The organism is Pseudoalteromonas sp. Angola-30 (genome assembly GCF_028599215.1).
Lineage (GTDB): Bacteria > Pseudomonadota > Gammaproteobacteria > Enterobacterales > Alteromonadaceae > Pseudoalteromonas > Pseudoalteromonas atlantica.
Map to the genome: position 1 here is coordinate 233,575 of NZ_JAQREI010000003.1, position 25,632 is coordinate 259,206.

25 protein-coding genes are annotated in these 25,632 nt (G+C 40.3%); 19 read left to right on the plus strand and 6 right to left on the minus strand.

What is annotated here, in order from left to right; genetic code table 11:
- Positions 1 to 3: 3 nt before the first annotated feature.
- Positions 4 to 2,727 (minus strand): insulinase family protein, encoded by a 2,724-nt coding sequence (locus PSH54_RS06375; RefSeq protein ID WP_248462511.1) that lies wholly within the window; start codon positions 2,725 to 2,727, stop codon positions 4 to 6.
- A gap of 183 nt (positions 2,728 to 2,910) precedes the next feature.
- On the opposite strand from PSH54_RS06375, the gene sixA reads away from it, so the two are divergent.
- Together sixA and PSH54_RS06385 are read left to right on the plus strand one after the other, a co-directional pair.
- Positions 2,911 to 3,381 (plus strand): phosphohistidine phosphatase SixA, encoded by a 471-nt coding sequence (sixA, locus tag PSH54_RS06380; RefSeq protein WP_004587298.1) that lies wholly within the window; start codon positions 2,911 to 2,913, stop codon positions 3,379 to 3,381.
- 15 nt (positions 3,382 to 3,396) lie between these two features.
- Positions 3,397 to 3,747, plus strand: coding sequence for a RidA family protein (locus tag PSH54_RS06385; protein ID WP_004587297.1), 351 nt, complete (start codon positions 3,397 to 3,399; stop codon positions 3,745 to 3,747).
- Between the two features lie 6 nt (positions 3,748 to 3,753).
- Here the strand turns inward: PSH54_RS06385 and PSH54_RS06390 are convergent, their stop codons facing one another.
- Complete coding sequence (locus PSH54_RS06390; protein ID WP_055253036.1) at positions 3,754 to 4,686, minus strand: AEC family transporter; 933 nt, start codon at positions 4,684 to 4,686, stop codon at positions 3,754 to 3,756.
- A gap of 15 nt (positions 4,687 to 4,701) precedes the next feature.
- Complete coding sequence (gene smrB / locus PSH54_RS06395; RefSeq protein WP_024031888.1) at positions 4,702 to 5,259, minus strand: endonuclease SmrB; 558 nt, start codon at positions 5,257 to 5,259, stop codon at positions 4,702 to 4,704.
- 151 nt (positions 5,260 to 5,410) lie between these two features.
- On the opposite strand from smrB, the gene prmB reads away from it, so the two are divergent.
- The 8 genes from prmB (at position 5,411) to PSH54_RS06435 (ending at position 12,530) form a co-directional block, all read left to right on the plus strand.
- Positions 5,411 to 6,346 (plus strand): 50S ribosomal protein L3 N(5)-glutamine methyltransferase, encoded by a 936-nt coding sequence (gene prmB / locus PSH54_RS06400; protein WP_138577466.1) that lies wholly within the window; start codon positions 5,411 to 5,413, stop codon positions 6,344 to 6,346.
- A 58-nt stretch (positions 6,347 to 6,404) separates the two neighbouring features.
- Positions 6,405 to 7,502, plus strand: coding sequence for a chorismate synthase (aroC, locus tag PSH54_RS06405; RefSeq protein ID WP_024031890.1), 1,098 nt, complete (start codon positions 6,405 to 6,407; stop codon positions 7,500 to 7,502).
- Between the two features lie 119 nt (positions 7,503 to 7,621).
- Positions 7,622 to 7,999 (plus strand): DUF4112 domain-containing protein, encoded by a 378-nt coding sequence (locus tag PSH54_RS06410; protein ID WP_273605734.1) that lies wholly within the window; start codon positions 7,622 to 7,624, stop codon positions 7,997 to 7,999.
- 119 nt (positions 8,000 to 8,118) lie between these two features.
- Positions 8,119 to 8,766 carry a glutathione S-transferase family protein gene (locus PSH54_RS06415; RefSeq protein ID WP_054982195.1) on the plus strand — a complete coding sequence of 216 codons (648 nt, stop codon included), beginning with the start codon at positions 8,119 to 8,121 and terminating at the stop codon, positions 8,764 to 8,766.
- A 101-nt stretch (positions 8,767 to 8,867) separates the two neighbouring features.
- Complete coding sequence (locus tag PSH54_RS06420) at positions 8,868 to 9,422, plus strand: elongation factor P hydroxylase (protein WP_055253038.1); 555 nt, start codon at positions 8,868 to 8,870, stop codon at positions 9,420 to 9,422.
- Positions 9,412 to 10,542 (plus strand): ATP-NAD kinase family protein, encoded by a 1,131-nt coding sequence (locus tag PSH54_RS06425; protein ID WP_273602915.1) that lies wholly within the window; start codon positions 9,412 to 9,414, stop codon positions 10,540 to 10,542. Before PSH54_RS06420 ends, PSH54_RS06425 begins: the two co-directional genes overlap by 11 nt.
- Positions 10,543 to 10,546: 4 nt before the next feature.
- Positions 10,547 to 10,822, plus strand: a complete 276-nt coding sequence (locus PSH54_RS06430) for a YfcL family protein (protein ID WP_004587288.1) — start codon at positions 10,547 to 10,549, stop codon at positions 10,820 to 10,822.
- Positions 10,823 to 10,973: 151 nt separating this feature from the next.
- A complete protein-coding gene (locus PSH54_RS06435; protein ID WP_121637194.1) occupies positions 10,974 to 12,530 on the plus strand; it encodes an AbgT family transporter in 1,557 nt (518 codons plus the stop codon).
- A gap of 80 nt (positions 12,531 to 12,610) precedes the next feature.
- Here PSH54_RS06435 and PSH54_RS06440 read toward each other — a convergent pair whose 3' ends face one another.
- The 3 genes from PSH54_RS06440 to PSH54_RS06450 all read right to left on the minus strand — a co-directional run bounded on the left by PSH54_RS06440 (position 12,611) and on the right by PSH54_RS06450 (position 15,577).
- Positions 12,611 to 12,946 (minus strand): hypothetical protein, encoded by a 336-nt coding sequence (locus tag PSH54_RS06440; protein ID WP_248531111.1) that lies wholly within the window; start codon positions 12,944 to 12,946, stop codon positions 12,611 to 12,613.
- Between the two features lie 387 nt (positions 12,947 to 13,333).
- A complete protein-coding gene (locus tag PSH54_RS06445) occupies positions 13,334 to 15,151 on the minus strand; it encodes a DEAD/DEAH box helicase (protein WP_273605735.1) in 1,818 nt (605 codons plus the stop codon).
- A 162-nt stretch (positions 15,152 to 15,313) separates the two neighbouring features.
- Positions 15,314 to 15,577 carry a GrxA family glutaredoxin gene (locus PSH54_RS06450; protein ID WP_004587283.1) on the minus strand — a complete coding sequence of 88 codons (264 nt, stop codon included), beginning with the start codon at positions 15,575 to 15,577 and terminating at the stop codon, positions 15,314 to 15,316.
- A gap of 261 nt (positions 15,578 to 15,838) precedes the next feature.
- On the opposite strand from PSH54_RS06450, the gene PSH54_RS06455 reads away from it, so the two are divergent.
- From PSH54_RS06455 to PSH54_RS06495, 9 genes are all read left to right on the plus strand, one after another.
- The gene (locus PSH54_RS06455; protein WP_273605736.1) at positions 15,839 to 16,870 is read left to right on the plus strand and encodes a response regulator; all 1,032 of its coding nucleotides are present in this window, start codon (positions 15,839 to 15,841) and stop codon (positions 16,868 to 16,870) included.
- A gap of 21 nt (positions 16,871 to 16,891) precedes the next feature.
- On the plus strand, positions 16,892 to 17,488 hold the full coding sequence (locus tag PSH54_RS06460; protein WP_004585874.1) for an isochorismatase family cysteine hydrolase: 597 nt from the start codon (positions 16,892 to 16,894) through the stop codon (positions 17,486 to 17,488).
- Positions 17,481 to 20,300: a PAS domain-containing protein gene (locus tag PSH54_RS06465; protein ID WP_273605737.1), complete on the plus strand. Its 2,820-nt coding sequence runs from the start codon at positions 17,481 to 17,483 to the stop codon at positions 20,298 to 20,300. Before PSH54_RS06460 ends, PSH54_RS06465 begins: the two co-directional genes overlap by 8 nt.
- A gap of 538 nt (positions 20,301 to 20,838) precedes the next feature.
- Positions 20,839 to 21,129: a hypothetical protein gene (locus tag PSH54_RS06470; RefSeq protein ID WP_054982201.1), complete on the plus strand. Its 291-nt coding sequence runs from the start codon at positions 20,839 to 20,841 to the stop codon at positions 21,127 to 21,129.
- 298 nt (positions 21,130 to 21,427) lie between these two features.
- Entirely contained in the window at positions 21,428 to 22,249 is an 822-nt protein-coding gene (locus PSH54_RS06475; protein ID WP_223230600.1) for a putative bifunctional diguanylate cyclase/phosphodiesterase, read from the plus strand.
- An 86-nt stretch (positions 22,250 to 22,335) separates the two neighbouring features.
- Positions 22,336 to 22,707, plus strand: coding sequence for an Hpt domain-containing protein (locus tag PSH54_RS06480; protein ID WP_024033793.1), 372 nt, complete (start codon positions 22,336 to 22,338; stop codon positions 22,705 to 22,707).
- An 11-nt stretch (positions 22,708 to 22,718) separates the two neighbouring features.
- Positions 22,719 to 24,113 carry a sigma-54-dependent transcriptional regulator gene (locus tag PSH54_RS06485; RefSeq protein ID WP_064386793.1) on the plus strand — a complete coding sequence of 465 codons (1,395 nt, stop codon included), beginning with the start codon at positions 22,719 to 22,721 and terminating at the stop codon, positions 24,111 to 24,113.
- Between the two features lie 258 nt (positions 24,114 to 24,371).
- A complete protein-coding gene (locus PSH54_RS06490) occupies positions 24,372 to 24,902 on the plus strand; it encodes a peroxiredoxin-like family protein (RefSeq protein WP_064386792.1) in 531 nt (176 codons plus the stop codon).
- 247 nt (positions 24,903 to 25,149) lie between these two features.
- The gene (locus PSH54_RS06495) at positions 25,150 to 25,596 is read left to right on the plus strand and encodes an Hsp20 family protein (RefSeq protein WP_004585880.1); all 447 of its coding nucleotides are present in this window, start codon (positions 25,150 to 25,152) and stop codon (positions 25,594 to 25,596) included.
- The last annotated feature ends 36 nt before the right edge of the window (positions 25,597 to 25,632 follow it).

Consider the following 25,632-nt stretch of genomic DNA (forward strand, 5'->3'; position numbering starts at 1 on the left):
GAGTCAAAGAGATTGCGAGCAAAGCGGCATTTTTTGCGATTTATTTACTTTTGCGCTACTTAATAACTCATACCTTGGCCTATCTTTAGAAAAAGTAGCTATGGCATAGCTTTTCATTTCTTCTAGGCTGAGGGCGTGCAGTGCCTCTAGCAGGCGTTTTTGCATATGAAAGTCATGATCTTTATTGCCTATTGCAAGCCAAAAGCGCTGTGAACGTAACCGTAAGTTTTTATCTTTTTCAGCAATATGAGTTGTCAAACCTTGTTTATGCTGCTGCCATGTTGTTTCATCCAGGGAGTCTAGGTTAGCAATAAACTGGCTTACAAAATGATTATGCCTGTGCAGTAGAGTCTGAGCTTCAAATTTTGGTGATTGAATATAAAAAGCAATACCGGCGCGGGTGTTAAATGGTGCATAGCCAGAGCCAACTAAGTAACCTAGCTGTTGTGTGGTTCTCAGCTCGTTAAAATAGTCTTGGTTAATTATATGGTTAAGTGCCATTAATTTAACTTTTTCATCCACTTCTGCACTTTGTGCTTGGTAGTAAATGACCATGGCGTTATCACTGCATGGCAGTTCAAGTTCGCAGCGAGTCACTTGGTCTATCTCGTGCAGCGGGCGTGTTAAATCCTCAATAGCCGTGGCATTTTTTAAATGCTCAGCCACTTTTTTATGAAATACCTTCGCGTCTGTTTGTTGCCAATTACCGTGTAAAAACGACTCAACATGTAGGGCTTTAAAAAAATCGGCTCTAAATTCGTTAAATTGCTGAAAACATGTATTTTTAAGTGCCGTGGCTAACTCGTCGGGTTGTGGGTTCCATGGCATTATTTTGGCACCTAACACGCTAAATAATTCACTCACGGGTTTATTTTGGTTGCTGTTACGCCAGTGCCTTACCAGTTGCTTTTTGTATTCGGCAAAGCGGCGTGCGCAAATATCAACATTAAACAGCGCATCAAGTAATTGCTCCACCAATTCTAGCTGACTAGTCGATAGCCCAGCTGTGTGCAACGTAAGCCCGCCTTGGTGAGAGGTTAAATGATAACTTAAACCTGCCAATTCTGCGGGGTAAAACTGCTCGCCAACACTGTCCATAAATAAGTCACTAAAAAGGCGCGTTAATGCCATGTGCTTTACATCTTTTACTGCAAAGTGCGAGTCCATTGCTAAATAAAAATGACCTTTGGCCACTCTAAAGGTGTTGTCTTGTTTAAACCAAAAGTCAAACCCTGGCTCTTTAACTAACAGTAAAGGCTTGGTTTGAGGTTTTTCGACTTCGTATAACACCACTTCTTTTGTTAAATAGGGGTTTGCTGTGGGCAGCAGCATAGTGCTCAGCGGTTTATTTATATGCGCAAGCGACTCCAGCCAATGCGGCGAAATTGGCTCAACTTTGTAAGGGGTGTTGTACCACGCGGTGGTGTGCTCTGCCTCTACGCCTGGATGAATAAGTACTAAGCGCATATTATGCGGGGTAAGCCATTGCATCGCCATTTCGTGAGTGGCTTTATTAAAGCCCTCCATTAAGTAATCGCCTTGCACATAGTTAGCTTCGTCGTAGTGCTGCATATTAATGCTTAGGTTACTTACCCAATCTATTAAGCGTGATTTTTCTTGGTTATCAAACGCAATTTGTAACAGGTTTTTTTTATCTTGATATAGGCGCGGTAGTTTGTCGGTGTTATCGTTGATTAGACAAATATATTCAAACACAATTTCTATTATGTCTTCAAAGTATTCAATGCCTTCATCGGTAAGCGCCATGCTAATGTTAAAATCTTTAAAGTTACTGCCATTTATACCGCCGCCGGCAGAAAGTGCGTTAATCCACCCTTGTTCTTTTAAAATAGAGTACAACGAGCCTGCGCCTTCGTAGCCTAGTAAGTGGGCTATAAAGCTGACGGTTTTGTGGCGATAAAAGTCATCGATATTTGGCATAGCAAAACTAATAATGAGTTTTTGCATGTGCTTGTGTGGTTCAATGTGCAGTACTTTGCCAATATCTTGCGCGCGATATAATGGCTCCTCAATAGGGGCTTTAAGCGCACCTTTATGGCCATTAATGCCACTAAAATAGCGATGTGTCCACTGCGCGAGTGTATCAAGCGGTTCGTTGGCACAAATTACCAGTGTCATCCACTGCGCTTGATAGTGCTTATTAAAAAAATCTCTTAACTCCTCACTTATGCAGCGCTCTCTATCGGCGAGGGTATGTAAATTACCCACCGAAAATTTAGCAAAGGGGTGGGCTGGGTTTACGGTTTCTTTATGAGCCTGATAAATACGACGCCCATCATCTTTTATTTTTAATTTAAACTCAGCCTCTATGGCATTACGTTCTTTTTCGGTTTCAGCTGGGTTTAATAATGGGGCAATAAAAAAACGGCTAAATTGCGCAAGTGCTTTTTCAATGGCTTGGTTATTAATATCAAAGTAATAGCACGTGTGCTCAGTGCCGGTCCAGGCGTTGGTGTTCCCGCCCGATTGAGACACAAAATTATTAAAGCTTCCAGAGTCAGGGTATTGGTCGGTACCTAAAAAAAGCATATGCTCTAAAAAGTGTGCAAGGCCTTGCCTGTCAAGGGGGTCATCAAAATGGCCAGCGTTAACCGCCATAGAAGCAGCGGCTTTAGTTGAATCTTTATCTTGCACTAATAATACTTTTAGCCCATTGTCGAGTGTAATGGCGCGGTATGCTCTGTTATCATTGCGGCTGATATTCAAATGATGCTCCTGAAACTAGACGTTTACTTGTTAACAACAGATGATAGCTTCAGGACAGCGAAAAAATAGCGAAAAGATTTACCTGAATATCATGAGAGAATTATTCTTTGGAATAATAGTTAATATAGCGGACAAATGGGCAAACTGGCTACTGTTTTATATTCATTAATCGGTTGATTTTTTATGAAAACAATCTTAATTATGCGCCACGGCGAAGCGACACCGATGCAAGCTAACGACGCAGCAAGAAACCTAACACCGAAAGGCCATGCAGAAGCAGAAAAAATGGGCTTATGGCTACACAAACACTTTTCTGTTGATGCGTTATTGGTAAGTCCTTACTCGCGCGCGCAGCAAACGGCTAAAGAAGTTGAAAAAAACAATGTATTTAAATTTAGTGAAACCTGTAGCGACATAATCCCCGAGGGAAAGCCACAAATAGCAGCTGATTATTTAGAAACACTTATTGCCATGCATCCTCAGTGTAATACCTGGTTAGTGGTCGCCCATATGCCTATTGTGAGCTATATAGTTGATCAGCTCAGCCCGGGTAATATGCCTATTTTTAACACCGCAGCAGTTGCTGTAATTCAGTATGACGAAACATCACAGCGCAGTGAATATGTAAATATTAACGCGCCTGCCAACATATAGAGAAAAGAGATAACAATGAGTATAGAACGCCTTGAAACGGGTGCGCGCATGAGCCGTATAGTTAAACATAATGGAACCGTTTATTTATGCGGACAAGTATGCAGCGATGCAGAGCAAAACATTACAGAGCAAACGCAAACTATGCTCGACAAAGTAGAGGCCTTACTTGAGCAGGCGGGGAGTTCTAAAAAGCATATGCTAAGCGCAACTATTTACGTTAAGAGCATGGAATATTTTGCCGATATGAATGCTGTATGGGATGCGTGGGTGCCAGAAGGTTATGCACCAGCACGCGCCTGTGTTGAAGCTAAAATGGCGCGCGATGCGCTATTGGTCGAAATTTCGGTAGTGGCCGCACTTAAATAAGCGATTTTATAAAAGCACTGCAAGCCAAAACGAAAAGCTTACAACACTAAGCACCGTTGAAAGCACCACTGCACCGGCGAGCGTAACTTGATGCGTATTTAATTGGCTTGCAATTAAATACGCATTAACGCCAACAGGCGAGGCGCTTAGCAATACCAGTACGTTACGAATTTGCGTATCTAGTACAAACACCCACGTAGCTGCTACACACACAGCAGCAGGCAAAATCAGTATTTTTAACAGTGAAGAAATAAGGGCCGGCTGCCAATTTGCTGCCACCTTATAAAATACCAAATTAGCGCCTAACACAAATAAAGCACATGCAATAGCAGGGCTGGCGAGTAGCTCTAAGGCATTGGCTAAATTCGCAAATAATGTAATTCCCGACACATTTAAAAGTAATCCACAGCCAATACTCAACACAATAGGGTTAAGGACCATGTTTTTAGCAAATTTCGCCCACGAGAAGTCAGCTGTGTTTCCTTTCGCGCCTATTAAATAAGTTAGCGCAAAAAGCAGCGTGCTATGAAATGTGATGATCATAAAGGCGATAGCAATCATGTCTTTGCCAAGTGAAGCAATAACAATGGGTATACCCACTAACACCATATTTGAATAGCTACCGGCAAGACCAAACACACTATGCTGTTGATAATTTCCAGCATTGGCTTGTTTAGTTAAATAGTACCTATCAATAAGTATGCCCAAAGCAAATACCGCTAATACAGGAATATAAAAGCTTAAAAATGCTTCGAGGCTAATACTTTGATGCAAATTTATTTGCGACATATTGAGCATTAAAAAGGCGGGTAAGCTCACATAAAAAGTAAATTTACTTAAGCCGGCAATATGCTGCTGATTAAAAAACTTAAAATAACAACAGGTGTAGCCCAGTGCGACAATAAAAATTAAGGGAAAAATAATCGAAAAAATTTGCACGTATTATTCCTTTAATTAGCGTCTAAACTCATCACTTTGTGGTAAATCAATTAAAATCAGCACGGCACCGCGCCCGCCGTATTCTAGCGGTGCTTGATGCATGGCAATTACATCGGGGTGCTGTACCAAATACTGCGGTACTTTGTGTTTTAAAACACGCTCGCCAATGCCATGCACTATGCACGCGCAGTAATAATGCTGTTTTTTGCACTCGTGAATAAGTCCCGCGAGTTCATCTTTTGCACGTTCTTTATTAAGCCCGTGCAGATCGAGTGTTAAATCGGGTGCAAAGTCGCCGCGTCGTAACTGTTTTGCTAAAAAAGAGTCGTGGCCATTTTGCACGTAATTAATGGTGCTATTTGTGTCTATATCGGGAATATATTCGTCAGAGAAGAAAAATTCAGACTCAACCTGCTTTTTTTGCTGGGCAAATTGCTTCGCTTGTGACACCTTAGGTTTTGTATCAAACCTATGGGTATCTTGTTTAAACACCTTAGCGCCTGTAATTGTTTGGCGAAAAAGGTCAATGTCGTCATTGCTTAGGGACGATTGTGATGAGATGTCTTTTTTCATAAATTTTACCTAAACAAAAAAACGTAAAAACGCAGCGCAAAAGGCGGTACAATATAAAGGTGAGGGGCAATTGTAATTTGCTCAGCACAGTTAGGCAATGCAATCGTCGCAAAGACTCAAAACAGTCAGTTAGCTAAAACAGGTAAAAAATATGAGTGATTTACAAATAGAAGAAGCAACACTTGATGAAGCTGTTGCAGAACTGTCAACGTTACATGACTGGTTACGCTGGACTACAAGCCAATTTGCAAGTAGTGGAATATTTTTTGGACATGGCACAGATAACGCGTGGGATGAAGCTGTTAGCTTATTACTGCCTGCACTAAGTTTACCTATTGATGCCCCCAAAGAGTTAATGCATGCGCGGTTAACAAGCACAGAAAAAAACCGCCTAGCAGGGTTAATCGCAGAGCGTATAAATGACTGCACGCCGGTTCCTTATTTAACAAACATTGCTTGGTTTGCGGGCATGCCATTTTATGTTGATGAGCGTGTGCTTATTCCGCGCTCGCCGTTTGCTGAACTTATTGCTAATAAGTTTTCACCGTGGCTTGAGCAGCCGCAAAGCGTTAACCGTATTTTAGATTTATGCACAGGCTCTGCTTGTATTGCTATTGCGCTTGCTCAAGCGTTTGAAGCGGCACAAGTCGATGCGGTTGATATTTCGTATGAAGCGCTTGAAGTAGCAGATATAAACATAAACGACTATATGCTAAGTGACCGCGTACTGCCTATTCAGTCAGATGTATTTAGTGGAGTGCCAGGGCAAAAGTATGACCTAATAGTAGCCAACCCTCCGTATGTTGATGCTGAGGACATGGCTGATTTACCACGAGAATTTCATCATGAGCCTGAGCTTGGTTTAGCATCTGGGCATGATGGCTTAGACGTTACACGTACTATTTTAGAGCATGCTAGCAATCATCTAACTGATAACGGTTTGTTATTTGTAGAAGTTGGTAACTCTATGGTACATATGGATGCTTTATATCCGGGCGCACCATTTGAGTGGGTTGAGTTTGAGCAAGGCGGCTTAGGTGTATTTGTAATAAGCAAAGCGCAGCTTGATACGTATTTTGCAAAATAAATTTTAGGCCGAGCGTATGCTCGGCAACTTTTGTAGTCATTAGGAATGAGGAAAGTTAATGGCAGGTAATAGCATAGGGCAGTTGTTTAAAGTGTCCACCTTTGGTGAGAGCCACGGCGTTGCCCTAGGCGGTGTTGTAGATGGTACTCCCGCAGGCCTTGAGATCACAGAGGCTGACTTACAAATTGATTTAGACCGTCGTAAACCTGGGCAAAGCCGCTATACAACGCAGCGCCGAGAAGACGATCAAATAAAAATTCTTTCAGGCGTTTTTGAAGGTAAAACCACAGGCACAAGTATTGGTTTACTTATCGAAAATACCGATCAACGCTCAAAAGACTACGGTAAAATTAAAGATGTGTTTCGCCCAGGTCATGGCGATTACACTTACTGGCACAAATACGGCCTGCGCGATTATCGCGGCGGTGGTCGCTCTTCTGCGCGTGAAACCGCAATTCGTGTAGCGGCAGGCGCAATTGCTAAAAAATACTTAAAGCAGTTTCACGGTATTGAAGTAAAAGCATGTTTAAGCCAACTTGGGCCAATAAAAGCCGAAAGTTACGACTGGGATGAAGTTGAAAACAACTTATTCTTTTTCCCTGATGCAAGTAAGCTAGAAGCGCTTGATGAGTACATGCGAGACCTTAAAAAGCAAGGTGACTCAGTGGGCGCTAAAGTAAAAGTAGTGGCTAGCAACGTACCGGTAGGATTAGGCGAGCCTGTGTTTGATAGGCTAGATGCTGAGATTGCGCATTCACTAATGAGTATTAATGCCGTTAAAGGTGTAGAAATTGGCGATGGCTTTGATGTGGTAGAGCAAAAAGGCTCAGAGCATCGTGATGAGTTAACCCCAGAAGGCTTTACCTCAAACCACGCGGGTGGCGTACTTGCTGGTATTTCTACAGGGCAAGATATTATTGCCTCTATTGCGCTTAAGCCTACATCAAGTATCACTATTCCAGGTAAAAGCATTAATACTGAAAACGAGGCAGTTGAGATGATCACCAAAGGGCGTCACGATCCGTGCGTTGGTATTCGTGCAATCCCTATTGCTGAGGCAATGATGGCCATTACATTAATGGACCATTTACTGCGTCAACGCGGGCAAAACCCACATGTTAACCACGAACATGGACCAATTAACGGCTCTGTTTAACCGTTAATATTTTAAAAAAGCGCGGAGTACCGCGTTTTTTTGTGCCTGTAATTTGCTTTTAAGCCTTTCAGGGGTTGTTCAAGTTTGCGCTATATACTGTTTTAAGGAGGAGAGTAATCATGAACAATAATAAGCACGATAACACACACCTTGAAACCCAAGCTGCTATAGCAAGGCTAGAGCGCTTTAGTAAGCTTACAGACAGCAGCATTGGTATCCCTTTTACTAAATTTAATATTGGCTTAGAGGCTGTGATTGGTTTAATACCCGTTATAGGGGATGCTGCAGGGCTTATTTTATCAAGCTATGTACTGGTAGAGGCGCAGCGATTAGGCGTAAGTAAACGCATAAAAACGAAGATGATCATTAATATGCTGATTGATTTTGTAGGCGGCTTAGTTCCATTTTTTGGCGATATATTTGATGCTTTTTTTAAAGCCAACACCCGCAATACCCGTTTATTAAAAAAACATTTAAATGCGCAGTTAGCTAATTGATAGTAATACTATTTTTTTTAGAGGCTTTAAATTTAGCATTAAGAATAAAAAACAAAGTGTTGTTGGTTGTTTAATCACCTAGTAAGGTAGGGAAGCCTATTCACTTTGGTATATACAAAATGCAATTATTTATCGGTAATAAAAACTATTCTAGCTGGTCATTACGCGCATGGTATTTAATGAGTAAATTTGATGTCCCGTTTGACGAAACCCAGCTTGTGCTCGACACCAGTGACTTTTACGACGAACTAAAACAACACTTCCACGTTCAAAAAGTGCCAGCGTTAATTGATGGTGATTTGCAAGTGTGGGACTCGCTCGCAATTTGTGAATATATTAACGATGCCCATTTATCGGGAGCAGGGTGGCCTAAATATATTACTCAGCGAGCTACAGCGCGCGCATTAAGCGCTGAAATGCATGCCGGCTTTATGGCACTGAGAAACGAAATGCCGATGAATATAAGAGCCACACGTAAAGTAACGCTTTCAAGTGCTGCACTAAAAGATATTCAACGTATTGATGAGATATTTTCCCAGCAGCAAGATATGTTTCCTAATGAATGGTTTTTTGGCGACTTTAGTATTGCCGATGCGATGTACGCCCCCATTGTACTTCGTTTAAAAACGTATCAGATTACCTTATCCCCAGCGGCGCAGCAGTATTGTGATTTTGTGATGCGTTGCCCTGTTTTGCAAAAGTGGATAACCCAAGCACTTACAGAAACCGATATAGTGCAGTGCGATGAGGCGGGAGTAGAGGTATAACTCGCTCATCACTTTTACTTTAAAGGTAAAAGCCCGTACAATTCGTCTCGTTTTTAGTGCGCTAATTTTGCGCTGTAACCGAGACGAATTAATCAGTTTTTATGCATCACATAGCCGATCTTATATCTATTTTCGATAGTGTTTTTTATCAAAGCCATAACACTCGCTTAGTAAAAGGCGATGATGAGCCTGTTTATCTACCTGCCAATAATACCCATGGTTTTAATCAAATTGTATTTGCACACGGCTTTTACGCCAGTGCCCTACATGAAATAGCGCATTGGTTAGTGGCTGGCAATAAACGCAGAGAGCTTGAAGATTATGGGTATTGGTACTGCCCAGATGGGCGAGATAAACACCAGCAAGCTGAATTTGAAAACGTAGAAATAAAGCCACAAGCCATAGAGTGGCTGCTCAGCACCGCTGCTGGCTTTGATTTTAATGTGTCGGTAGATAACTTGAACGGCGAGCAAACTTGCCGGTTTGACTTTCAGGCGCGAGTACACCAGCAAGTATTAATGTTATTAGAGCAGGGAGTTAACGCACGTACCCATGCATTATTAAAAGCGTTAAGTGATTTTTATAAAACACCGTGGCCGTTAACCGCTCAACAATTTAATTGGCACCACCCTCAGGAGTTACAAAATGCAGTTTAAGTTAGGCTTAATTATTAACCCTGTTGCAGGGCTTGGTGGCAGCGTTGCTTTAAAAGGCAGTGATGGCGAAAACACTGCTGCAAAGGCAATTGAGCTGGGTGCGCAAGCCAAAGCTAACAGCCGCACACAGGCAGCCCTAGAAGTACTTGTACCCTATAAAGAGCAGTTAACAATTTATACTGTAAATGGCGATATGGGCGAAAAAGCAGCACGCGCACTAGGCTTTACTGTTGAGGTAATTTATACCGCCAATACCGTAACAAGCGCCGATGATACTGAGGCTAGCGCAAAGCTACTTAAAAATTTAGGCGTAGATTTAGTCCTGTTTGCTGGTGGCGATGGTACTGCGCGCAATATTTGTCATGCCATAGAAGATACCGTACCAGTGCTGGGTATACCTGCTGGCTGTAAAATTCACTCTGGCGTATATGCAATTACACCTAAAGCAGCAGGGCGCGTAGTAGAAATGCTAGTAAAAGGCGAGCTAGTTACACTTGCAGATGCCGATGTAATGGATATTGATGAAGAGGCGTTTAGGCAAGGCACCGTAAAAGCTAAGCGCTACGGTGAAATGCAAATACCAAGCGAAGTACGTTATGTACAAGCGGTTAAAAATGGTGGTAAAGAAACAGACGAATTAGTACTTGCCGACATTGCAGCGCATGTGGTGAGCGAAATGGATGAAGACACTTATTACATTATGGGTAGTGGCTCAACTGTTGAAGCAATAATGCAAGAAATGGGGCTGGATAATACTTTATTAGGCGTAGATTTAATTAAAGATCAAACCCTAGTTGCGCAAGACTTAACTGCTAAACAGCTACTTGAGTACACGCACGGGCAAGCTACTCAATTAGTGATTACATTAATAGGCGGGCAAGGCCATATTTTTGGTCGAGGGAATCAGCAGCTAAGCCCTGAGCTTATTCGCACCATTGGCAAAGAAAACATTATTGTGGTGGCAACTAAAACCAAATTACACGCGTTGAACGGGCGTCCACTTATTTGTGACACCGGCGACAGCGCTTTAGATGATGAATTAACAGGTTACATTAAAGTAACCACCGGCTATAACGACCATATTATGTATGCTGTCGGTTATGAAAACCAGGAGAAGTAACACAATGAGTTTAGTGAATTATATTGATGCTGCGCAGCAATACTTTGATGATTTAGTAATTAAAGCAACAGATGATGAGCTGTTCGCTGGTGGTTACTTGCGCGGACATTACGACCTTGCAGTAGGCTATGCAGAAGTAGAAGAGCTGACAATCTCTATTGATGAGCTCAACGAAACCGTGGAGCAAAGCTTAGTTAAAGCATACCGCAATGGCGAGCTAAACGAAGAAGATAAAACCTTGGTTGTTAGGCTTTGGGAAGAAGTGAAAGCCCTCGCTTAATCGTTGTTTAGTTCACAATTATAAAAACGCGGCGACGATAACGAAGCCGCGTTTTTTTATGCTCTATTTGTGCCCATAATAGATTTATTGGTTAATTTACTGTTACACATTAATAGTATATTGTTACTTAAACCTATTTTGGGAGCTTTAAATGAACAATAATAATCAAGCTGCGGTACCTACAGGGTTAATCGCGCGTTTTTTAAACTTTGTGGAGCGAGTTGGTAACAAACTTCCCGATCCGGCGATTATTTTCTTATTCGCTATGTTACTTATTTGGTTGTGCTCGTGGTTACTGTCGGGGGTGAGCTTTGACGCGTTAGACCCACGGACAGGTCAAGCCATTGTTGTAAATAACCTATTAGAGGGCGACTCACTTGCCTCGTTTTTATCTTCCATGGTAAAAACCTTTACAGGCTTTGCACCGCTAGGGGTGGTACTGGTTGCCATGTTAGGTGTGGGAGTGGCTGAGCACTCAGGTTATATCAATACAGGCCTTAAGCTAATGCTTAAAGTTACCCCAAGGCAACTGCTAACCCCTTCAGTCATTTTGGTAGCTATTGTAAGCCATACAGCAACCGATGCTGGCTACGTATTAGTGATCCCATTAGCGGGTGTTATTTTCTTTGCAGCAGGGCGACACCCATTAGCGGGTATTGCAGCCGCATTTGCTGGTGTGAGTGGTGGATTTGGCGCTAACTTTATTCCATCAGGAATAGACCCATTACTGCAAAGCTTTACCCAAAGTGCAGCGCAAATTATTAACCCCGATATGTCGATTAACCCCCTTAATAATTGGGCGTTCACTTCTGCTTCGAGTTTATTTATTGTGTTATTAGGCTGGTATATCACTGACAAAATAATAGAGCCTCGGTTAAAAAACACAGCACTTAATGAAGACACCCAAAACTTACCCGCGTTTGATGAAGCTAAAAGTGATGAAAAACGTGCTTTTTTTATAGCCAGTAGCGTAATGATTGCAGGACTTGCTTTACTTGCGTTTGTATCCGCTCCTGCCGATTCTGCAATGCGCAGTGCCGATGGCTCACTAACTAATTTTAGATCGCCCCTGATGCAATCTATCGTGCCTTTAATTTTTTTATTATTTTGGATACCCGGAGCCGTGTATGGTTTTACCGTTGGTACCTTTAAAACCTCAAAAGATATGATAGATGCGATGAGTACCGCGATGAGTGGCATGGCCTATTACATTGTAATGGCGTTCTTTTGTGCGTTATTTATTGCTGCGTTTTCTAAGTCTAACTTAGGGGCATTAATGGCCATTGAAGGGGCGCAGCTTTTAAAAGCAATGGAGTTGCCCAGTGCGGTAACAGTTGTGGGTATTATATTTTTAACCGGCTTTGTAAACTTGTTCGTAGGCTCAAGCTCTGCAAAATGGGCATTACTGGGGCCTATTTTTGTACCAATGTTAATGCAACTAGGTATATCACCCGATTTAACCCAAGCGGCTTACAGAATCGGAGACTCTAGCTCAAACATTATTACCCCACTTATGCCGTATTTCCCATTGGTTGTGGTGTACTGCCAAAAGTACGTAAAAGATACCGGTATAGGCACGCTCATCGCGCTTATGATCCCTTACTCAATCGCGTTTATGATTGGCTGGAGTATTTTCTTGCTAGGGTATTGGGCACTCGGTATTCCGTTAGGGTTAGATGCGAGTTACGTTTATCCGGCGTTACCTTAACTTAAACCTTAATTTATGAACCTCACTCACTTGAGTGAGGTTTTTATATAAAATTGCTGCAATGTAAAAAGTAGTGTTAATTACCTTTCTAATTCTCTCACTATATAGCCAAACAAACTGGCCTCACCAACAATATACACATAATCGTTTTTGTTATTCATTATTGTAGACTTATCGTCGTACCATCTAAAATCGTGCGTTTTGTTAGTTGTAGGGTCTTTAAAGTATAAACGAGTACAACTATCTTCATAATCAGACCCACATTCTTGTACATCAGTGAGGATATATTCCTTATACCAATAATCGCCTTGCGTGTAGTAAGCCCATAACTCAATGGGGGCAGAGAGTAAAAAATAGAGAGTTGCATAGATTAACAAAGGGAGTAATGGGTAGATGAAGATTAATGATAACTTCATTTTTGTATCTGAAAAGCTATCTTTAAGGTGCTCTCTATAGTCACTGCAACGTCTATATTTTTTGATTACAAGTACATGGAGATAGATAAATGATGCCCCGCAAAAAATAGGAAGCGCTATATAAAAAATAGCCTCATAAATTTTATTTTCGATAAATGGCGGGTCGGTAAAATCCATTAACATAAGCATGCCAATGCTCAGTATTGGAAAGCTTATTATTGCTGCAAAGAGCAAGTTGTCATAATATTTTTTCAATTTTAATTCATCCGTGAATTATAGTTTTTTCTTAGTTTACAGAATTTTTATTTTTTACAAAAGCAGTGGCTTTAAAACAAAAAAACCTTGGCACTTTCGTGGCAAGGTTTTTTATAACGTAAGCTATAAAGCTTAGTTAGATGTGAAGCTCACAGGGCGACGTTCTTTACGAGGACCGCCACGTTTATCACCGCGTTGGTTGTCTTTGTTAAAGCTACGCTTTTTATCACCACTTGGGCGCTCAGCGCGTTCACCACGTGGCTCAGCTGGGCCTTGATCTTGTGTTAGTGTCATACCCATTGGGCGTTTACAAATAAACACTTTTTGGAAGTGATCAAGTACATCTTTAGGCATGTTTTGCGGTAATTGTACCGTACTGTGACTGTCGTGTAGACGAATGTCACCAATAAACTTGCTTGAGATATCAGCTTCGTTAGCAATCGCGCCAACAATGTTTTTAACCTGTACACCGTGCTCACGACCCACTTCGATACGGTAAGTATCCATAGGGCCTGCATCGCGGCTGTTACGCTCGCGAGGTTTACGCTCAGGGCGGTCACCACGTTCGTTACGACGACGGTCATTACGATCGCCACGCTCGTTACGTGTATTACGCTCGTTGCGAGGTTGAATCTTAACTTCTTCAACTTTAATTGGCGATTGTTGCTGTGCTAAACACAGTAATGCACCCGCTAGGTCTTCTAAAGATAAGTCTAGTTTTTGTGCCATGTTAGCAGCAACTTCATTGAAGAACGTAATGTCTTTGTTTTCAAGAGCAAGCGTAAGCTTTTCTTTTAACGCATTAATTCGTTTTTCTTCAACTACTTTAGCTGTAGGTAGCTCAACTTGTGCAATTTCAGACTTAGTATGACGAATGATATTTTTAAGTAAATAACGTTCGTTATGCTTAACAAATAAAATTGCTTTACCAGTACGTCCAGCACGACCTGTACGGCCGATACGGTGAACGTAGGCTTCTGAGTCTTGTGGAATATCGTAGTTGATAACTAAGCTTAAACGGTCTACATCAAGACCACGTGCTGCTACGTCTGTTGCAATAACAACGTTTAGCATACCGCTTTTTAAGCGATCTACCGTGCGCTCACGTGCTTGCTGGTTCATGTCACCATTAAGTGGCGCAGCAGAGAAACCTTCGCGCTCTAGTAACTCAGCAAGTTGCACTGTGTCGTTACGTGTACGTACGAAAACAATAGCACCTTCGTATTGCTCTGCTTCTAAGAAACGAACAATGGCTTTGTTTTTATGTACGTGTGCATTCCAAAACACTTGCTCAACAGATGATACAGTTGAGTTACGCGCAGAAATATGAACCTGTTCAGGGTTATTCATATATTTGCTGCTGATGTTTTGAATTTGCTTAGGCATGGTCGCAGAGAAAAGACATGTTTGCTTTTCGCGCGGTGTTTTTTCCATGATGTTTTCAACATCATCGATAAAGCCCATACGTAACATTTCATCGGCTTCATCAAGTACAAGTGCTTGTAAAGCATCAAACTTGATAGTGCCACGGTTTATGTGATCGATTAATCGACCCGGAGTAGCAACAATAATTTGTGCGCCACGACGAAGTGCGCTTAATTGAATGCTGTAGCTTTGGCCACCGTACAGTGCTAATACTTCAACACCACGAGTACCTTTTGCATATTGTTCAAATGCCTCAGCAACTTGGATCGCAAGCTCACGTGTTGGTGTGAGTACAAGGATCTGTGGCTGTTTCACAGACGGGTCAATATTGTTTAGTAACGGCAGTGCAAATGCTGCAGTTTTACCTGTACCCGTTTGTGCTAGTCCCAGTACGTCCTTTCTTTCTAGCAATAACGGTATACATTGAGCTTGGATTTCAGATGGTGTCTTGTAACCCAACTCTTCAACTGCCTTTAAAATTGCAGGAGAAAGATTTAGAGATTCAAACGTGACTGGTTCTGACATTAATACGCCTCAACGAATTTAAAGAGGCGCGCATTGTATAGGAAATACGAGGCAATTGCTTGTATAAATTACAACTAATTTGTATGTGGTTGATGTTGGTTGAAATTTAACCAGTTTAAGTTTTTGATTTTTTAAACTGGTTAACAAGCTATATACAAAGCGTTATTTATATAGGCCTAGATTTTCTTTTGCGTAGGCTTCAAATTCAGTAAATCCACCAATGTGGGTTTGATCTACAAAAATTTGTGGCACAGTTGGGCATGGTTTTCCTGCAGACTTTTCTAAATCCGCTTTGCTAATGCCTTCTTTGATAATATCGATGTAACGAAACTTAAAATCATCACGCTCATTTGATAGTTGCTCGGCAACATCTTTAGCACGTACACAAAATGGGCAGCCTTCGCGGCCAAAAATTACTGTAAGCATAATACTCTCCTCAATTTAGTTGGGTTCATATTAAACGATTAATTAATAATTTAAAGCGCAAAAAATCGATTGGTTAATTCTGTTTTACTGTTAACTCGCTTAATTACTCATTTGCCATGCATTTTGAATTGCAATTTGCAAAAGCGCATTTATGTAAAGGATGTGTAATTTTTAAATCTAATAAATTCATCGTATTAGTAAAGGCGCTGCAAGTGGCATGTAAATTGATATTTAACTACAGAGCCATTCTTATTAGGAACGATGATGAGTAATAACAGCCATGTTTTAGAAATTATTCAAGGGGTAATTGCCCGCTTTTGCAAAGCAGACAACACAAATGTGGCAATTACACTCATCAACAAATTACAGTGTAATTATATTTGTTTACAGGTGTCTCCTGAGCAAATGATTATCCAGTGTGAAGCGTTTATTTTACCTTCGCTAAAAGCCGCTAAAAGCCATTTTTTGCTAACAGTAGAGGCCAATTTACAGGGCATTAATTTAAATTACTGGGTAGATTCGAATCCTGAAATGCACACCATTGATATACACGGTTTACTTGCAACCCGTGAGCCAATTTCATCGGTAGATACAAACAAAGAGTTTATTAGCGCAGCCAATAATAAAGACGACTTAGAGCAAAGCATTCATTATCTAGTTAATTTTAGTGCGCAAAACTATGGTTTAAAACTCGCCGACAGCAACCACACCAACGCTTTAAAAATTGAAGATGCGCGTCACCTATCTGCAGAGCAACTTGCGAGTGATTTTTTAAATAATGGGGCGTCTCAGAGTATAAAAATTTGCGCATTCGATGCGCTCAGTGAGCTGCAAAGCCATCACGCTATTTCTCAACCTGTATTGGCGTGGCCGTTTTTTGATACTGACTTAGTTAATGCGGTTAATAATTTAAATACCCACAGCAAATTATCTGTATTGGTTGCTGATGACAGCTTGCCAAGCCAAGTTGCGACCAAAGTCATGCTTGAAATGCTTGGCTGCGCAGTAACCTGTGCAGAAAATGGCTCAAGTGCCTTACTTATTGCCCAGCAAGAACCTTTCGATTTACTGCTGTTAGACGAGCGTATGCCAGGTATGTTTGGCAGTGATGTGGCTCAGCAGCTCATTAAACAAAACACCCCAAACGATAACACGCCAAAAGTTATTTTAACGGGCATTACTGAGGAGCAACAAATTGCTCAGTTGTTCGAAAAAGGGGTGACGCACTATCTTCAAAAACCGGTAACAAAAGCTGTATTAGAAGAGTTTATTAAGCCTTGGCAAGCTGCCTAAAGGCCCGTTTAGGAGGACGTTATGAACGATTTATCAAAAACAGCTTTGCTGCTCATTGGTTTTCAAAATGATTACTTTTCGCCTGATGGCATTTTATACCAAGTGGTTGAAGAGTCATCAAGAGTAACCGGCGTGGTAAATAACACGTTAGCGCTGCTAGACAAATACATAGATAAATTTGCATTAGTGCTCAGTACGCCTATTCACTTTACACAAGATTATAGCGAGCTTAAAAACCCAATTGGTATTTTAAAAGTGATTGCCGAAGTAGGGGCTTTTAAAGCCGACTCTTATGGTGCTCAAGGCATTAAAGAGTTTGATAAATATGGCAAACGTATTATGCAAATACCCGGTAAACGCGGGTTAAATGCGTTTACTCATACAGAGCTTGCAAATGTGCTTAACAAAAATGGCATCACTAACATTGTTTTAGCAGGCACGGTGACCTCTATTTGCATTGACTCTACCGCGCGTTCTGCGGTAGAGCTTGGCTTTAATGTGACGGTACTTAATGACTGTACATCAAGCAGAACGCCGTTTGAGCAATCATTTTACTGTGAAGAGGTTTTTCCGCTTTATGCCAAGGTGTGCAGCCATACAGAATTAGTAAATGAATGAGGCGCATATGGAAGAAAAAGACGAGCTACAAGTACAAGTTCATTACGCGCTAATAGAGCAGCTTTCTGCAAACACCCGCAGGCAGACTAAGTTACTTGCCTTACTTGATGAGTGTGTATTTGAATGTGATAAACATTTAGTGTTTAGCTACGTGAACGAAGCATGGCTTAATAAGTTGGGTTTTACGCCGGCCATGCTCATAGGTAAAAAAATCACATCACTGTTAGAGACCAAAGATTCGTTAAAGCTGTCAGCGTATATTGAGTCTATTTTTGAAGGCGTTTTTAGTGCCAGTATAGAGCTGCAAGTAAAAAATAATGACGGCCTTACTAACTGGTTTGAAATGCGCTTGGCCTGCGACGATAGCGGCGGGTTTATTGGCTCGTTACACGACATTCAACGACATAAAGATTACCAATACTTACTCACCCAGCAACAAGAGTACGCTAAGCGACTTTCGTTAGTGGCAAGCCACACCAATAATTTAGTTATAATTACCGACCGATTTGGCAAAATAGAATGGGTTAATAAAAGCTTTGAAACGCTTACAAGTTATAAATGTGAAGAAGTCATCGGGCTTAGCCCCGGTAAACTGTTGCAAGGGCCTAAAACCAGCCTAGAGTCGCGCCAGTTAATGGCTAAAGCGATTAAAAATGCCGAGCCTTTTCAAATAGAAACCATTAATTATGATAAAAATAAAAACGAATACTGGGTTGCTATTGATGCCACCCCCGTAAAAGATGATGACGGTAATGTTAAGCATTTTATAGCCATAGAAACCAACATTACCCAGCGTGTAAAAGCTGAACAAGCCATGGCAGAAATAGAATATAACTACCACTCTGTGGTCGATAACATCCCTGATATTGTATTGAGGTTAGATGCGCAGGGCGGGTTATTGTTTATGAACAAAGCATGGCAAGATTTTTTCCAAACAGACATAAATAAACACCTTGGCTTACCCATTGCTAATTTTGTAATGAGCGAGGATGTGGAAAAGCTAAACACAGCACTTACAGGCTACAGTAGTGGCAACCGAGAAGTTAAACGTTTGGATATTAGGTTAACCAACGCGCTTAATGAGCCAAATTGGGTTGAAATGACCCTCACACCCATTACCTCATTTAATGGCACACACTTAACATCTATAGCGGCGACCGTGGTTGATATTCAAGAACGTGTGATAGCTGAACAAATACTCTTAGATGCTAAGCACCAGGCTGAATCGTTGGCTGAGTCTAAAAGTCGCTTTATGGCCAATATAAGCCATGAAATACGCACACCTTTAAATGCAGTGATTGGCTGTGCAGATATCTTACACGACACTGGGCTTACAACAGATCAAAAACGTTACACCCAAATGATTAAAACAAGTTCAGATGCATTATTGAGTATTTTAGATGACGTGCTGACCTACTCACGCTTTGAAGCGCAAGCAATCTCAATAGATAATCAGCCATTTAGCCTCGATATTTGCTTAGAAGAGGCTATTGATATTGTAAGTGAAAGCGCCGTGCAAAAAGGCCTCGAACTTATTTTTGATCTGCACCCTGATGTTCCTGCGCAGGTGGTGGGCGATCATGGTCGTATTAGGCAAATTGCAATAAATTTACTCTCCAATGCCATTAAGTTTACTCAAAAGGGTTCACTTATAGTGACAGCACAGTGTGTTGAGTTTGAAAATAATAAATTTACGTTGCAGCTTAGCTTTAAAGATACAGGAATAGGCATTGCGCAAAACAAGCTCGAGAGTATGTTTAAGCCGTTTATACAATCGGATAACTCTATCACTCGGGAATATGGCGGCAGTGGCTTAGGTTTAGCCATATGTAAGCAAATATGTGATGCTGCAGGGGGCAGCATTACTGTTAACTCGCAGTTTGGTAAAGGGAGTGAATTTATTGTGAATTACCCTTTATTAATAGATACAAGCGAGCAGGTGCAAAGAGAAGGCTTTTCTGCCAGAGCCAAAAAGCCCTATGTGTGTGTGATAAGTAAAAACTTGCCATTAAACAAGGCGGTAGAGCATATGCTTACTCGCCATTCGATAGATTTTTCACGCCTTGAAAACATCGAAAAGCTAGACAGTATCGATACGCCCGACGCTATTGTTACCACTAATAAAGCCGATTTAGACGCAGCGCAACAATTTTTAAAAAGTTACAAGAGCCTAAATACACCGTGTTTATTACTCATAGACCTACTGGGTAAAAACCAAAAAACAGAGGCGCCGAGCTCTGGTATGTTGATGTTTAATGGGCCTTTTAAGCCTTCGCATTTACCCAGAGCGATTGCTGCGCTTGAGGAAGAGCTTTTTCATCTTGATATTATTTTTACTAATAAAAAAGAAACCACACTAAACACAGCCACTATTAATGCTCAGCCATTTAAAGGTACGCACGTACTCGTGGTTGAAGACAATAAAAATAACCAAATTGTGATTCAGCAATTTTTAGAGCAGCAAGGGTGCTTAGTTAAAATAGCCAGTAATGGGCAAGAGGCGATTGAAAAAGTTAAAACGCAAACAATAGATTTAATATTTATGGATATTCAAATGCCAATTTTAGACGGTATTTCTGCCACTAAAAAAATCAGAGAGTTAGCTATTGTCACCCCTATTATAGCGTTAACAGCGAATGCGATTCATGGAGATAAAGAGCGTTTTATTAAAGCAGGAATGAATGACTATTTAGCTAAACCAATTATTAGCGAAAAACTCAATTTGCTCTTAAATCAATACTTACCAAAACTTAATGACGCTAAACACTCTAAGTTAGAGCGCATTAACGAAATTTGGTCGTTATTAAAGTAACAAGCAATGCAACCGTGCTTTTAGGTAAATAGTTATAGATGGCCTTAAGGTATTTGTGATTAAAGTTTTTAGTTGTTAATTAAATAAACATAAATAGTGGGTTTAGCAAAAATTTAACCTCAAAAGGTTAAAATTGACTGTTTTCTCAAAAAAGCGGTGGCGATTGATTATTGCGTAGTCAATTACTTTTACTGCCTAAAAAGCCTTAATGTATTAAAAAATTATTAAATAGCACTAAAATACTAGTTCTTTTTGATTTTAAATTTTTTTCGGGTTGGTTCTTAATGATTATTTTTAAATTGGTTTGCATTTTGCAAATCAAAATGAAATTGAATCTCATAATGCAAATATCCGCTCAGCTATTTTTTATTATCCCTATCAAAGTAATTCATTTACCCATTGATTTATAAAGACTTAAATTTTTTATCATCATTAAATTTATTATGGCATGGCTTTCGCAACATAAACACCAAGTAGAGCGAAGTTATCATTGATATAAATTTGCTAAGTAGTTAAATAAATTTTAAGGGTGTCCATTATGCAAACTAATACTAAAGTTAAACAGCAACCAAAAAAAATGTCTTTTGTTCTTACTCCAGAGTTAATGGTGCTGTCTATTATTATTGTTGCAGCTGTTATTGTTGGTGCAACAGCACTGCGAGGCACCGTTACTATTGAACCTGTTAATAAAGGTAATACCGAGATGTTCACCAATAAATTTAGTAATAGTGATTTAGATAATGCCACTATTGAAAGCAACACATTAAACTACGCTCAAAACATAGATGAGCAACCTGCCCAATCAGGCACACAAGGTTTAAACAACTAAACAATACTTCTCCTTTAGTATTTATTTCGGCTGACTCTAAGCAATTAGGTCAGCCTTTTTATTTTTAAAGCCACTTTATACCCAAACCATCGCTTACTCCTGCTCCCACTTTAAATCAGCTTGCGTGTCAGTGTGATTTGCAAAATGCAAATATACCTATCAATAATTTTAGACTAACAGCCCGCTTTTAACTAATTGAATTTTATGTGTTTATTTTTTATTTTGACGGGTCGTTTTGGTCTGCAATTTGCAATTTATGTAACAAGCTTACGGTGAGCCCTTATTTGTGGAGAAATTTATGAATGCTTTTAAAAGTTTAGAGCCTATCAATACGGTCAACATTGCACGCTGGCATGAACTTGAGCAAATTATGGCTCATGCAATGAAAAACCATTGTTTTAATATGGTGTACCAGCCGCTTGTATCTTTAACAAGTGGGCAATTAGTTGGCTTTGAATCATTAGTGCGCTGCGAATCTTCACGCTATGGTGTTGTTGGCCCAGATGAATTTATTCCGCATGTAGAACAGTCAGGTATGATTTTAGATTTAGGTGATTGGATTTTTAAGCAAACCCTAAGCGATTTAAGCCAAATGAGAAAAATAGGTATGAATGATATAACTATTTCATTGAATATTTCGCCGGTACAAATTATTGAAGGGGATGTGTTTTCTAAAGTAATGAGCTTACTTGATAAGTATAAAATAGACCCCGCAGCTATAAAAGTAGAATTAACAGAAACAGCATTAATAAAAAGTCCGCAGCGTATTGCTAAAACATTTGAGCATTTTCATAAAGAAGGGGTAAAAATTTGGCTAGACGATTTTGGAACGGGCTATGCCTCTTTAGGCCTTTTAAGGCAGTTTAATATTGATGGGCTAAAAATAGATCGCAGCTTTATAAGTGGCATTACAACGAACAATGAAGACTTTACCCTGTGTAGCGCAATTATTGCTATGGCGCAAAGACTCGGGTTAGAAACCATTGCTGAGGGGATTGAACAGCGCGAGCAATTACAAATATTAGAGCAGCTAGGGTGTGATGTAGCACAAGGTTACTTACTCGGAAGACCAAGCAGTTTAGCTAATAATACGGCGACATGGGTAAAAATGTACACTTAACTTAATGTTTAGATTTGCAAAATGCGAAAAACGACTTACTCTAAATGTATAAAGCTTCGTATCACAATAATAAATAAAGGCCTAATATGCCAATACCTGAAGAATATATTGATAACACCATCACTCAAGCTCATGTGCTAGCGCAATTAGAGCAAGATGTTGGCTCACTCACTTTAGTAAGGCTGGTAAACTTATTTATTAATGAATTAGAAGAAATGCGAGTTCGTCTTAAAAATGCAATTGATGAGCAAGATGAAGATAATATTAAAGATATAATGCACGTACTTAAAAATTCTGCGGCGCTATATGGCGCATTAACTTTGGCAGCCCTTGCCAGTCAATTACATGATTACCCCCCCGTTACCATTGATGAAAATATTCACGCTGCTCAGATCGTTCAACATAATCTAGAAAAAACCCACGCTGCATACCAAGTTATTGCTAATAATATTACTTAAAAGGCTCTGCCATGAACGATTCTCAAAAAAAATCACTGGTTTATATAGTAGAAGACAGCATTGCAAGCGGGGCTCTTTATGCGAGTCAATTAGAGCAAGCAGGGCACGAATGTAAACACTTTACCGATGGCTACTCTGCCTTGGTAGGTATAAAAGAGATGATGCCTGATGTCATTGTCCAAGATGTTTGTTTGCCCGATATTAGTGGCTTAGAAGTGCTGCAGTTTGTTAAAAAGCAAGAAAAGCCCGCTAACGTAGTCATGATCACCTCAAATAGCTCTATTGATGTTGCAGTAGAGGCAATGCGTTTAGGTGGTTTTGATTTTTTAGAAAAACCGTTTTCAGGCCAGCGCTTAGTGAGCGCCGTAGATAGCGCGCTTTCGCAAAAAGCACCTCCTGCAGTTAAAATTCAAGAACAAAAAGCGCAAAACACTTCCGGGTTTATTGGTGAATCGTTAGCAATGCAAACGGTGTTTAGGCTTTTAGATAGTGCAGCGCGAAGCAAAGCATGTGTTTTTATTACCGGTGAGAGTGGCACAGGTAAAGAGGTGTGCGCGCAAACTTTGCACGACACTAGCCCACGAAGTGAAGGGCCATTTATTGCAATTAACTGTGCTGCTATTCCAGGAGAGTTATTTGAGTCAGAGTTTTTTGGCCATGTAAAAGGGGCCTTTAGCGGAGCGCTAAGTGACAGGAAAGGGGCTGTAGAAGTTGCAAACGGTGGTACTTTATTTTTAGATGAGCTGTGTGAAATGGAGCTCAACCTACAGGCTAAGTTATTGCGTTTTTTACAAACGGGTGCGTTTAATCGGGTAGGTAGTAGCGAGGTTTTACACAGTAATGTAAGGCTAGTGTGTGCAACAAATAGAAGCCCTGTAGTTGAAGTTGCCGAAGGGCGTTTTAGAGAAGATTTATACTATAGGCTTAATGTTATTCCTGTAAAGTTACCTCCACTACGCGAGCGAGCTGGCGATATAATGTTGCTTGCAAAGCATATTTTAAAGCAAAAAAGTGAAAGTAACGCTAAGTTATTCCATCGCTTTTCAAAAGAAGTTGAAAACCTTTTTTGCAACTACGATTGGCCCGGTAATATCCGCGAGCTGCAAAATGTTATCGAAAATATCGTTGTTATCAACGAGGGTGACGTAGTTGAGTTAGATATGTTGCCAAGCTCATTTGGTGTTAATTCTGCTATTCCAATCAAAAATACCAGCTCGTCTCAATCCGCAGAGCAAATACAAACTAACTCGCTTATGGGCGTACACGACATAGAGCCCCTTTGGCAAGTTGAAAAAAGGGCAATAGAGTCGGCAATAGCCGTATGCGATGATAACATTCCACTTGCTGCGGCCTATTTAGGCGTAAGCGCCTCGACTATTTACAGAAAAATAAAAGGCTGGAGTTAGCTTTACGCTTCTTACTCACATCTTCTTGGTGTTTATACTGTGCTAATGCTACTTAAAAAGAGCAAGATGCCTGTTTTATCTAACATTTTATTATTCTGCTTACAGCTTATAATTCTCCTAATCACATTAAACAAGGCTACTTAATAAAAGCGAGTCGCCTGCCATTTCGTTCTCAGTTACATTTTCATGGTTGAAATAAACAAAGATACCCTAAGCTCTATTACTACACCCCAAGTTTAATAGTAAAAGGAGATCACAATGAGTAACGTTAATTTACAGCCAGCGAGTGTAATGCAGCCTTTAGTGGTAAGCGATTTAGATAACAATGACGTGAATTTAGTTGACCGCGTAAGCGACAAACCTTGGAAAATGATAGTGGTGTACAGAGGCCAGCATTGCCCTAAATGTACCGAGCAACTCAACGAGCTTGCAACAATGCATGACGATTTTGCCAGCGCAGGTGTAGAAGTTGTAGCAGTAAGTGGCGATAGCGAAGAGCAGCTTAAAAAGCATCTTGAAAAAATAGACGTAAATTTCCCTCTTTATTACAATTTAACCATTGAGCAAATGACTGATTTAGGCTTATACATTAGTGAACCGCGCAGTGATGCTGAAACAGATCACCCATTTGCTGAGCCTTGTATTATTGTTTTGAACGAAGACAATCAAGTACAGATGCTTGATAAATCAAATAGCCCATTTGTTCGCCCAAGCCTTAAGCAGCTGCTAGGCGGTATTAAATTTTCACGCGAAAACGACTATCCAATTCGCGGTACTTTTATTAAGTAACATGTATTGAGTAATTTGATGAATATACGAAGAGGGCACATTTTTGTGCCCTTTTTTATTTTTTTTCACTTTTTTTAATTTAATTACTTGAAAACTATTTTACTGCCCATAAATAGTTTAGTGAGGACGCCTGATGGGTCCCAAAAAATACAGAAGTTATTGAAATTTATATTATTAATTTAATTATGTTGTACTTGTTCAAACGAAAAGTAACAACATTATATCGCTTAAATATGAGGATATTATTATGCGTACAGTAGACTTATCACCACTTTATCGTTCATTCATCGGCTTTGACCATTTAGCATCTTTAATGGATGCGGCAGCTCGTACAGACAAGCAGCCTAGCTTTCCTCCTTATAATATCGAAGCACTAGATAAAGACAAATACAGAATCACTATGGCCGTTGCTGGTTTTAGTGAAAATGAACTGACCATTGAGTCAGAGAACAACACTTTAAAAGTTGCAGGCACTAAACCAAACAAAGATGAAAATGAAGAGCGCAAGTTTATTCATCAAGGTATTGCGGAACGTAACTTTGAGCGTAAGTTTCAACTTGGGGATCATGTAAAAGTACTCGGTGCCGATTTAGCCAACGGTCTGCTTAGCATTGACCTGGAGCGCGAAATCCCAGAAGCACTTAAACCTCGTAAAATTGAAATTGGCGGTGGAAACCTAATCGAAGGTAAATAATCGCTAATAAACATTTTCCCTGATTGTAGCCGCCTC